Source organism: Arthrobacter sp. SIMBA_036 (genome assembly GCF_046535135.1).
GTDB lineage: Bacteria > Actinomycetota > Actinomycetes > Actinomycetales > Micrococcaceae > Arthrobacter.
Window position 1 is genome coordinate 1 of record NZ_JAWRXG010000335.1, and the last position, 253, is coordinate 253.

The window sequence follows — 253 nt, forward strand, 5'->3', positions numbered from 1 at the left end:
ATCGCCTCTACCACGTCTACCACAGCGCTGGCTTTTGCCAGCTCGTTAATATCATCCCCCGTTAACCCTTCAGGATAGCCGCTACCGTCGAGGCGCTCGTTAATACCACCGATCACCGCCTGAGCGACGGTGGCCGACAGCCACTGGCACGTGTGCAAACGCGCCAACAGTAAAGACACATGTTCGCTAAGCGCCTGCCGATGTGTCGCTTCAAAATTCGGAGCCTTAAAGACTATTTGAGGAATCAGTGCTT

The 253-nt window shown here is 54.5% G+C and carries 1 protein-coding gene; it reads right to left on the reverse strand.

From position 1 onward, the window contains the following. The coding region (locus SB659_RS20100) for an HD domain-containing phosphohydrolase (RefSeq protein ID WP_410551700.1) at window positions 1-253 on the reverse strand (253 nt) is incomplete at both ends.